This window comes from Streptomyces sp. NPDC059787, assembly GCF_042732315.1.
In the GTDB taxonomy this organism is placed as follows: domain Bacteria; phylum Actinomycetota; class Actinomycetes; order Streptomycetales; family Streptomycetaceae; genus Streptomyces; species Streptomyces atrovirens.
The window spans coordinates 86,544-97,495 of the sequence record NZ_JBHWHX010000009.1 but is presented as its reverse complement, the minus strand read 5'-3'; the positions used below and the strand labels follow the sequence as shown (position 1 = coordinate 97,495).

The window sequence follows — 10,952 nt, the reverse complement described above, 5'->3', positions numbered from 1 at the left end:
GGTCGGGCGGCCGGGTTCACCGGCCGGCGCGTACGGCGGCCAGGGCCCGGTCGACCAGGGCGGCGGTCCGCCGGACCGCGGGGTCGTGCAGCAGGGAGTAGTGGTGGCCGTCGACCGTGTGGGCGTCCACCGGTCCGCCGACGTGCGGCAGCCAGCCCAGGGCGGGCAGGTCTGCCGCGTCGTCCACGCCCATGCCGACACCGGCGTTGTGCGGCGAGGGACGGGACGCGGCGATCAGCAGCAGCCGGGTGGCGGGATCGGTGAGGTGTCCGGCCCGGTGGCCGGCCAGCGCCCGCAGGTGGCGTTCGAAGACCTCGAGGCGGGTGTCGGCGGTGTCCCGCGGGCCGAGCAGGCCGGCCGCTCGCAGCCGTTCGGTGGCGGCCCGGCGGACCGCCGCCGGGTCCGGGGCGGTCCGGATCGGCTCCGCGTCCGGGCCGAGGTCCAGGTCGAGGTCGAGGAACGCCTCCAGTGAGCGCAGGTAGCGGACGGCCGCGAAGGCGGTGTCCTGGGCGCGGTCGGCGCCGCCCAACTCCCGGATGCGGTCCGGGGTGTTGGAGTCGATCAGGACCAGCAGGTCGGTCCGCTCACCGCGCCGCTGGAGCTCCACGGCCATCTGGTGGGCGACCGTGCCGCCCATCGACCAGCCGCCCAGCAGGTAGGGGCCCGTCGGCTGGTGGGCGCGGAGCGCGGCGAGGTAGCGGTCGGTCATCTCGGCGATGGTCCGCGGCCCGGTGCCGCCGGTCAGGGCGGGGTCGGTGAGGGCCACAACGGGCCGGCCGTCGGTGAGGTGACGGGCGAGTTCGCCGTAGCAGAGCACGTCCCCGCCGGAGGGGTGCATCAGGAACAGGGGGCGGTCGCCGTCGCCGTCGTGCAGCAGCAGGGCCGCGTCGGTGTCGGGGCTCGGACCGTGACCGGCGGATATCGCCCGTCGCGGTGCGCGGGCCGGGGCGGCGGGCACGGTGCGGGGCTCGTGGAGGTCCCATGCCTTCGGTGCGTCGGCCAGCCGGCGGACCCGCTCGGTGTAGGCGGCGAAGGCCGCGTCCGCCTCGTCGGCGGGCAGGACGTTCTCCAGTACGTCCCACTGGAGCAGGAGCGCGCCGTGCTGCTCGATCACCTGGTGGTCCAGCCAGGTCTGCGGGGTGCTGCTCACGCCGTACACCGGTGTGCCCGCCCAGTCCAGGTCGTGTCCGCCGCCGAGCGGCCCGGAGAGGCCGAGGGCGCTGGTGAAGACCACGGGGACGGACGCGGTGCGGCCGGTGCGCGAGGACTTCTCCGCCAGCAGGTCGAGCGCGGAGAACTCCTGGTGGTCCAGGTCCTCGAAGAGGGTGTGCTGGGCCCGTACGGCGGCGTCGGCGAAGCAGCGGGTGTCCGAGCGGTCCACCTCGTGCAGCATCAGCGAGGTGAAGTCGCCGACCACGGCGTCCGCCCCGGGCAGGTGCGCGGGCCGGTCGAAGAGGGTGAGGGTGACGGCGAACCGGTCCTGTCCGGACCACTCGGCGAGTGCCTCGCCGTAGGCCGCCAGCAGGACGGCCGTGGGGGTCAGCCCGCGCCGGGCGGCCTCGGCCTTGAGGGCGTCCCAGCGGTCCGGTTCCAGGCGGGCGGTGCGCCGTGCGAAGCGGGGCCGGTCCCCGGGGCCGACGGTGCGTACGGGCAGGGCGGGGGCGCCGGGCAGGTCGTCCAGCCGGGCCCGCCAGTAGGCGGCGGCCCGCGCGTGTTCGGGGCCCTCGGCACGGCGTTCGAGCGCGGCCACGCAGTCCGCGAAGGTGGTCTCCAGCGGGGGCAGCCGGGCGTCGGGGTCCTGGTAGAGGGTGCGCAGTTCGCGGTCCCAGATCAGATAGCTGGCGGTGTCGCACACCAGCACGTCCACGTTGACGAACAGGCGGATCACGTCACCGGGCAGGCGGGCGGCCCGGATGCCGACCAGGGGCCAGCGGCCCGGCCGGGGTTCGCGGCGCACCATGCGCGCGCGGACGCGTTCCAGCTTCCGGGCGCGTTCGGTGTCGTCGTCCTCCGTCAGGTCCTGCACGCGGATGCGGTAGTGGGGCACCTTGTCGAGCACCCGGTTGCGGCCCTCGGGGGAGACGACCGCGCGCAGCATCGGATGGCGCGCGACGACCGCGTTCCACGCCTCCTCGTAGCGGTCGGTGTCCAGGCCGGGGCAGTCGTACTCCAGGTGGAAGGAGCAGGGGACGTCGCCGAGGCGGTAGCCGCCCGATCCTCCGACCCAGTAGGCGTGCTGCACCCGGGTGAGGGGGAACTCCCGTGGGCCGTCGGCGGACAGGGGGGCCGGGACGTCCGCGTCCGCCGGCGCGGCGGCGGCGCGCCGCGGTTCCCCGCCGGGCAGCAGCGGGGCGAGGGCCGCGACGGTCGGCCGGGCGAGCAGGTCCTGCAGCCGCAGGTCGGCGCCGTGTTCGTCGCGCAGCCGGGCCAGCATCCGGGTGGCCAGCAGGGAGTGCCCGCCGAGGGCGAAGAAGTCGGCGTCGCGGTCGGTGACGGGGAAGCCCAGCAGGTCCGACCAGACCGCGGCCAGTCGCGCCTGGGCGTCGGTGGTGAACACCGCTCCGGTCCCCGGTTCCGCCATGGGTGTGCCGGGAGCCGGTACGGCGGAGGGCGTGCCCGCGGTGCGGGGCGCGAGGTCGGCCGGCGAGACGGCGACGGAGGCCGGGGCGCGGCCCCGGGCGGCGAGTGCCAGCAGCCGGTCCACGGTGCGCATGCCGTCGGCCAGGCCGATCGAGTGCCGGGAGGCCACGGTGCGTTCGCTCCCGCCGGGGCCCACCCGCCAGCCGTCCCAGGCCACGCTGACCCAGCGGGGTGTCCCCGTTCCCGGGGTGTGCTCGTGTTCGGCGAGGGCGTCCAGGTATCGGTTGACCGCGGCGTACGGGGCGAGGCCGAGGCCGCCGACGAACGCCGTGGCGGAGGACATCAGCAGGACGGTCGCCGGGCGGCGTCCGGAGGGGAGGGCGTGCACGGCGGCGCGCAGCGCGAGGGCCGCGGTGACCTTGGCGTGCGCGTGTGCGCGCACGGCCTGCTCCTCGGTGGCCCGCAGGGGTGCGACGGCGGCGGAGGCGACCACGCCCGCGGCGTGCACGACCAGGTCCAGCGGGCCGTCGCGGTCGGTCAGTTCCCGCAGCAGGGCCGTGGTGGCGGCGGTGTCCGCGGCGTCCGCGGCACGGACCTCGATGTCGGCGCCGGCCGCCCGCAGGGCACGGACCGTCTCCGCCCGTGCCTCTTCGGCGCTGCCGGGGGCGGGGGCCGGGGGGAGTCCGGTGCGGCCGGTCACCACGACCCGTCGTCCGGTGCGGGCCAGGTGTCCGGCCAGGGCCAGGCCCACGTCGCCGAGGCCGCCCAGGACCACCGCCGTGCCCGTCCCGCCGTCGGTGCCGGCCGGGTCGTCCGCGGCCGGCGCGGGTGCGGACGGCCGCCAGGGGGTGATGTCGCGCGTCCAGCGGTGTCCGCCGCGCAGGGCGCACTCGACGCCGCTCGGGCCTCCCGACGCCAGGTCGGCGGCCTCCGCCAGTACGGCCCGGAGGTCGTCGGTGTCCGGCGCTCCGGCCGGCAGGTCCACCGAGCGCCAGCGCAGACCCGGGAACTCCTGGGCGAGGACGCGGGGAACGGCGAGGGTGGCGGCGGCCTGGGGCGTGGGCCGGTCGGCGCTCTCCACCTGCTGGGCGTGGTGGCCGAGGTGCAGCAGGCAGGTGCGATGCGCCCAGGGCGCGGCGGCCCGCGCCACCTCCGCGTACCGCAGGACCGACGCGCTGACGGTTTCCGCCGGGTCGTCGCCGGTGTCCGCGTACGGGCCGACCACGACGACGCCGTCGCACGGGGTGCCGGGGTCGCGGACCGCCTCGTCGAGGGTGACGGTGCGGGCCCCGGCGGCGGCCAGCGCGGCGCGTACCCGCTCGGCCGACGGTGACTCGGGCGGACCGGCCACGAGCCAGCGGCCCCGCAGCGCCGGCCGGTCCGCCTCGACGGGCGGGGTGCGCCGCCAGACGGGCAGCTGGAAGGGTTCGGACTCGTCCGGGGCGTCCTGCGCCTCCGGGGTGGCCGACGGGGCGGCCGCGGGCGGATCGATCCACAGTCTGCGGCGTCGCACGGGCAGTCCGGGCAGCACGGCACGGCGTCGCCCGGGGCGGTGCAGGGCCGCGGCGTCCAGGGGGACTCCGTGCGTCCACAGTTCCCCGGCGGCCGCGAGCAGCGCGGCACGTCCCGTGCGGGGTTCGTCGCGGTCGGGGAAGGTCGCCAGGGTGGCCAGGGGCCGCCGGTCCCCCTGCTGGCGGGCCAGTTGGAGCAGTGTGCCGCCGGGCCCCGCCTGGACGAGGACGGCCGGCCCTTCGCCCAGGGCGGTGGCCAGGGCGTCGGAGAAGCGCACCGTGGACCGCAGGTGCGCCACCCAGTGGTCGGCGCCGGGAGCGGTGTCCAGCAGCTTCCCGGTGAGGGTCGTGGCGAGCGGCGTGCCGGGAACACGCGGCTGAACGGTCTCGGCTGCCGCGCGCAGTTCGGGCAGGACCGGATCGACCAGACGCGAGTGGGCGGCCGCGTCGAGGGAGAGCCGTACGGTGCGCTCACCGCGCGCGGTCAGGGCCCGCTCCATCTCGGCCACGGCCGGCTCGGGTCCGGAGACCACACAGGACCGCGGGCCGTTGACGGCGGCCAGGTCCAGTTCCGGGTGGTCTGCGAGCAGGGCCAGGGTCCGCCGCTCGGTCAGCGGGACCGTCAGCATCACTCCGCCGCCCGCCGCCCGGGACATGCCGCGCGAGCGGACCGCCACCAGTGTCGCTGCGTCGGACAGGGACAGGGCTCCGGACAGCACGGCGGCCACGTACTCGCCGAGGCTGTGACCGACCAGCGCGTCCGGTTCCACGCCCCAGGAGCGCAGCGTGCGCGCGGCGGCCAGGGAGACGGTGAACAGGGCGGGCAGTCCGTGGGCGGGGTCGCGCAGCAGCCGGCGCGCCTGCTCGTCGGAGGGGTCGGCGGTGATCAGCCCGGTGAGGCCGGCACCGGTCCCGTCGTCGAAGAGAGCGGCGCACTCCCGCACGGTGCGGTCGAACTCCTCCTCCTCGGCGCACAGTCGGGCGCCCATGCCCGGGTACTGCGCTCCGCCGCCGGGGAAGGCCAGCACGATCCGGGGCGGTGTGGGGCCGGGACGGCGCCGCGGGGCGGTGCGCAGGGCGCGGCCGTCGGCCTCCGCCGCCCCGGTGATCACGGCGGCGGCGCGGTACGGCAGCGCGGCGCGGCCGGTGTGCAGGGTGTGGGCCGCGTCGGCGGGCGCGACCTCCGTGGTGTGCAGGGCGGTCGCGGTGTCCTCGGCGACACGGGCGAGGGCGTCGTCGCGGTGCGCGCTGAGCAGGACGAGCTGGGGCCGTGGATCGGCGGGGGGATCGGGCCGTACGGGGGCGCTGCCCAGGATCACGTGGCAGTTGGTGCCGCCGATGCCGAAGGAGCTGACGCCCGCGTACCGTTGCCCGGCCCAGTCGGTGGGCTCGTGGACGACGGTGAAGGGCGAGTCGTCCAGCTGGAGGTCGGGGTTGAGGGGCAGGGCGTCCAGGGTGGGCGGCAGCACGCCGTGGTGCAGGGCGAGGACGGTCTTGGCGAAACCGGCGATGCCGGCGGCCGAGTTGGCGTGCCCGATGTTGCTCTTGACCGAGCCCAGGGCGCACCAGGCCGGGCCGGTGTCGCCGAAGACGCGGCGCAGCGCGGCGACCTCGACGACGTCGCCGAGGCGGGTGGCGGTGCCGTGGGCCTCGACGTAGCCGATGTCCCCCGGGGTGAGGCCGGCGACCGCGAGCGCCTCGGAGACCACCCGGGCCTGTCCGCGCGGCGAGGGCGCGGTGAAGCCGGTGCGGTCGCCGCCGTCGTTGTTCACGGCGGAGCCGTGCAGGACGGCCAGCACCGGGTCGCCGTCGGCGAGGGCGTCGCGCAGCCGCCGCAGGACGGCCACGCCGACGCCCTGGGTGTGCACGATGCCGGTGCCCTCGGCGGAGAAGGTACGGACGTGTCCGTCGGCGGAGAAGATCCCGTCGGGGACGTGGAGGTAGCCCCGGCCCTGCGGCACGATCAGGGAGGCCCCGCCGGCGAGGGCGGTGTCGCACTCCCCCGCCAGCAGGGACTGCGCCGCGAGGTGCACGGCCACCAGGGAGGTGGAGCAGGCGGTGCCGACCGCGACGGCCGGCCCGGTGAGCGCGAGGCGGTGCGCGACGTGCAGGGGGAGGTAGTCGGCGACTCCCGCGAGGGCCGCCTGGAGGCTGCCGACGGGGTCGGTGGCGGAGGCGGCGTAGCGGTCGGCGAGGTTGCGGGCGAGGTAGTCGCTGTGGGCGGCGCCGGCGAAGACGCCCACGGCGCCCGCGCCGGCGCCGCCGCCGTGCCCGGCGCTCTCCAGGGCGCGCAGGCAGGCCTCCAGGAAGAGCCGCTGCTGGGGGTCCATCACGGCCGCCTCGGCGTCGGTCAGGCCGAACGGCTCGGGGTCGAAGTGGTCCTGCTCCTCGATGATCCCGCTGACGGGTACGTGGGCGGGGTTGGCCAGCAGCTTCGCGGGGACACCGCGTTCGGCGAGGTCCCGCTCGTCGTGCCGGGTCAGTCCGCTGCGGCCGCCCACCAGCAGGTCCCAGAAGGCCGCCGTGTCGGGCGCGCCGGGGAACCGGCAGTCCAGGGCGGTGACCGCGACCAGGTCGTCGTCCACGGCCGGAGGTCCGGGCTCGGCGCCCGGCACGGGGCCCCGGGAGGAGGTCGGTTCGGTCATCGTGCGGTCTCCTCGGCGAGGGCGCGTGCGGCGAGGCGGGAGCTTCTGCGCGCGGGTCGTTCGGGCTGCGGGACGGTGGGCGCGGGGGCGGGGGCGGGCCCCGTGGTGGGGGCGCCGGTGCGCGTGGACCCGGTGGCGCCGGGTGCGGAGGCGTCCCGGGCGCGTTGCGCGGTGATGCGGGCGGCCAGGGCGGCGACGGTGGGGTGCTCGAACATGTCGGCCAGCGCGAGCCGGGGCGCGATTCCCTCGCGGAGCCTGCGGTGGGTGAGGACGAGGGTGAGCGAGGTCGCGCCGAGGGCGCCGAAGGTGCTGCCGGGCGTCACGGGGACGTCGGTGAAGTCGGCCAGGACGGCGGTGAGCGCGTCCAGGACCTCCGGGTCCACGGGCGTGTCCGCGCCGGGCCGGTGGCCCGGGGACGGCGTCCGGTTTCCCGTGGGCGCCTCCTGCGTGCCGTGGTCCCCGGTGCTCCGGTCCGGGCCGGGCGTGTCGGACACCGGGGCCGGGGAGGGCACCGTGGTCCCGCCGCCGGACGGGGCGCAGACCACCTCGGCGAGCCCGTCGGCGGACAGGCGCGTCCCGGCCGCGGAGCCGGTGAGGCGTGCGACGTGGCGCAGCCAACGGGCGGACGCCTCCAGCGCTTCGTCCGGCCGGAGCCCGCCGGGCCGGACCACGAGGGCGGCCTCGAGACCCTGTGCCGCCGCCTCGGCGGCAGCGGCGGCGATCCACGCCGGGCCCTCGGCGGAGGAGGCGACAGCCGGTGCGGCCCCCGGTGCGACGGCGGGTCCCGCCTGCGGGACCGTGACGGGCCCGCTCCGCTGGGCGGTGCGGGTGTCGGAGCCGGCGTCCGCGGACGGTGCACCGCTGTCCGAAGAGGGCACTTCGGCGTCCGTGGCCGGTGCGGCGCCTGGTGCGGCGTCCGGTGCAGCACCCCGTGCGGCGCCCGGTCCCGTCGCGGTCAGCGCCGCGTGGTCGATCTTGCCGTTGGCCGTGACCGGGAGCTGGTCCAGGATGACGAACCTGCTGGGCACCATGTAGTCGGGCAGCCGTTCGCGCAGGCCGTCCGCCAGTTCCTCGGCCGTGGGCGGCTCGCTCGCGCCCCGGGGCGAGAGGTGCGCGACCAGCCGGGGCCGCCCGTCGGGCCCGCGCACCGACGACACCACGCACTGCCGGACCGAGGGGTGTCGGGCGAGCACGGCCTCCACCTCGCCGAGTTCGATGCGGTGCCCGCGTATCTTCACCTGCCGGTCGACGCGGCCGAGGAACTCGATGGTGCCGTCGGCGGTCCACCGGCCGAGGTCACCGGTCCGGTACAGCCTGCGGCCCAGCACGGGATGGACGGCGAACCGCTCGGCCGTCTGCGCCGGGTCGGCGGTGTAGCCGCGGGCCAGTCCGTCGCCGCCGATGAACAGCTCCCCCGCCTTGCCGACCGGACAGGGGCCGCCGTCCTCGTCGAGGACGAGGAAGCTCTGGCCGCGCAGGGCCCGGCCGTAGGGGATGCTGACCCAGTCCGGGTCGGTGCGCTCCACCGGGTAGGTGATGGACCAGATGGACGCCTCGGTGGCCCCGCCCAGGCTCATCACCTTCGCCTGTGGGGCGAGCCGGCGCAGCCGGTCGGGCAGGGTCAGGGGGATCCAGTCGCCGGAGAGCATCACCAGGCGCAGGGAGCTCAGCGCGGTGGCGGCCTCGCCGGGTTCCGTCTCCGCGTACTCGACGAGCATTTCGAGCAGGGCGGGGGCGGTGTTCCAGACGGTGACGCCGTGCCGGCCGGCCAGTTCCAGCCAGTGCTGCGGGTCGCGTTGCCGGGCGGGCTCGGGCAGGACGAGGCAGCCGCCTGCACCGAGGACGCCGTAGACGTCGAACACGGACAGGTCGAAGCTGAGCGCGGACAGCGCCAGTACGCGGTCCTCGGGGCCGATGCCGAACCGGTCGACGATGTCGTCGACGGTGGTGCGGGCGGCCCGGTGCTGGATCTCCACGCCCTTGGGGCTGCCGGTGGAACCGGAGGTGAAGATGGTGTAGGCGAGGTCGTCGGGGTGCGGAACGGCGGCGGGGACCGCGGATCCGGCGGTGGCGGCGGCGCCGCGGGCGGGACGCCCCGCCACGGTCAGGCGGTGCGCGGTGACGCCGTCGGGCCAGTCGGTCCTCACACCGCGGCCGGTCAGCGCGTGCCGGACGCCGGCGCGTTCGCAGACGGCGGCGATGCGGGCGGCGGGCCAGGAGGGCTCGACCGGCAGGTAGCCCGCTCCGCTCAGGCTGACGCCGAGTACGGCGGTGATCTGCGCGGTGCCCTTCTCGCAGGCGACGGCGACCATGTCGCCGGGGCCCACCCCCCGCGCGGCCAGCAGGGCCGCGGTGGCGGCGGCGTTGTCCGCGAGGCGGGCGTGGGTGACGGTGGCGGCGGAGGTGCGCAGCGCGGGTCGCCGCGGGTACCGCCGTGCCGCGTCGACGGCCGGGTCGTGCAGCAGGGGGCCGGCGTCGGGGAAGGGGACGGCGTCCAGGGGTTCCTCGGGGTGGAAGGAGGGATCCCAGCCGAGCGTGGTGTCGCGCCAGGCGCCGGCGTCCGTGAGGGTGCGCAACAGGCGTACGTGGGCGTCCAGGAGGGCCTGGATCCAGCCCTCGGGGAAGGCGCCCTCGACGGTGTCCCAGGCCAGGCGGAGCCGGCCGCCCTCGTCCCACACGATGTGGTCGAACAGGACCTGCGGGGTCTGGGAGATGCCGTACACCTCCTGGCCGATCCAGGCGGCCGGGGGCTCCGCGTCGCCCGCGAGGCCCACCCCGCTGGTGAACACCACCGGGTGGCTGGGGGCTCCCACCGCCGGCGCGTCCTGCGCCCGCAGTTCCCGGAGCACCTCGACGCCGGAGACGGACCGGTGGTCCAGGTCCTCCCAGAACCGGTGGTTGACGGCGGTGGCGTACTCGGCGAAGCCCTTCCAGCCGGCGGGGTCGAAGCGCGGCGTGCCGACCAGGGCGGTGGTGGTGAAGTCACCGACCACGCCCTCGGCCCCGCCCTCGTCCTCCGGGCGGTCGAACAGAGTGGTGTTCAGGCATACGCGTTCCCCGGCGCCCCACCGGCCGAGTACGACGGCGAAGGCCGCGAGCAGGGCGGCGGTCGGTGTGACCGCGTGTTCGGCGCACCGGGCGCGCAGTTCCGCCCAGGCACCGGCGTCGAGTTCGGCGGCGGATCGGACGAAGCGGGGCGGGGTGGTGTCTGCGGGGTCGCGCAGCAGGGGCAGCCCCGGCGCCGGCGGCAGTCCGGGGGCGCGTTCGGCCCAGTAGGCGCGGTCGCGGGCGTGCCGGGCCGCCCACTCGGGGTCGGCGGCGCGGGCGCGCCGGAGGTCGGCGAAGCGGGCCGCCGGTTCGGGGAGGCGGTGGTCCGGGTCCGCGACCAGGCTGCCCCACTGGCGCATCAGCAGCATCCAGCCGGCCATGTCGGTCAGGAGGACGTCGACGCCGACGTGCAGCCGGGTCCGTCCGTCGGGGAGCAGCGTGGCGTGGATGTCGAACAGCGGCCAGGCGCCGGTGGGGCGGTTCTGGTGGGAGCGTTCCCGGCGCCGTGCCGACAACGTTTCCCGCACCCGCTCGGCGGGCTCGCGGCGCAGGTCGGTGACGCCGACGCGGTAGGGGCCGGGGGACGCGGCGATGCGCTGCTCCCCCCGCTCGTCCACCGTCATGCGCAGCATCGGGTGGTGCTCGACCAGCCGGTTCCAGGCGGCCTCCAGCCGGGCCACGTCCACGAGCGGGTCCGTGTCGCCGGGTGTGCGGTCGTACTCGTGGTAGTAGAAGGTGGCAACCCCGCCCAGCGGCATGCCCTCGGCCCGTCCGGCCAGGTACGAGGCCTGAATGGGCGTCAGGGGGAAGCCGTCCTCCTCTTCCCCGCCCGGGGCCTCTTCCGGCGCGCGGCCGGTGAGCAGGCGGTCCGCCACCGCACGGGCCGTCGCGGTCTCGCCCAGGAAAGCGGTCAACGGCAGGTCCTGCCCGGCCCGTTCGCGGATCCTCCGCCTCAGCCGCACCGCGGTGAACGATTCGAGCCCCAGAGCCGCGAGCGGAGCCGTCGGCGTGACCTCGTGCGGTGGTGTGCCGAGTACTTCGGCGACGCAGTCGATGACGTGGGCAAGGAGGTCGTCGCTCGGCACAGGCTGGTTCATCCGGTCTCCGTCGCATAGGCAGGCAAGAGAGCGCTTCCCCCGCAGAGAGATCCGGGGGAAGCGGAACACCG

At 76.7% G+C, this 10,952-nt stretch carries 2 protein-coding genes; both read right to left on the bottom strand.

Annotated elements, in window-relative coordinates:
* Positions 1-16: 16 nt before the first annotated feature.
* A complete protein-coding gene (locus tag ACFV5H_RS10970) occupies positions 17-6,736 on the bottom strand; it encodes an SDR family NAD(P)-dependent oxidoreductase (protein WP_385194124.1) in 6,720 nt (2,239 codons plus the stop codon).
* A complete protein-coding gene (locus ACFV5H_RS10965; protein ID WP_385194122.1) occupies positions 6,733-10,881 on the bottom strand; it encodes an amino acid adenylation domain-containing protein in 4,149 nt (1,382 codons plus the stop codon). Before ACFV5H_RS10965 ends, ACFV5H_RS10970 begins: the two co-directional genes overlap by 4 nt.
* Positions 10,882-10,952: the final 71 nt, after the last annotated feature.

What these genes read in the sequence shown, in the direction of transcription:
- ACFV5H_RS10970 (WP_385194124.1), bottom strand. Translation starts at nt 6,736, where the DNA reads ATGACCGAACCGACCTCCTCCCGGGGCCCCGTGCCGGGCGCCGAGCCC.
- ACFV5H_RS10965 (WP_385194122.1), bottom strand. Translation starts at nt 10,881, where the DNA reads ATGAACCAGCCTGTGCCGAGCGACGACCTCCTTGCCCACGTCATCGAC.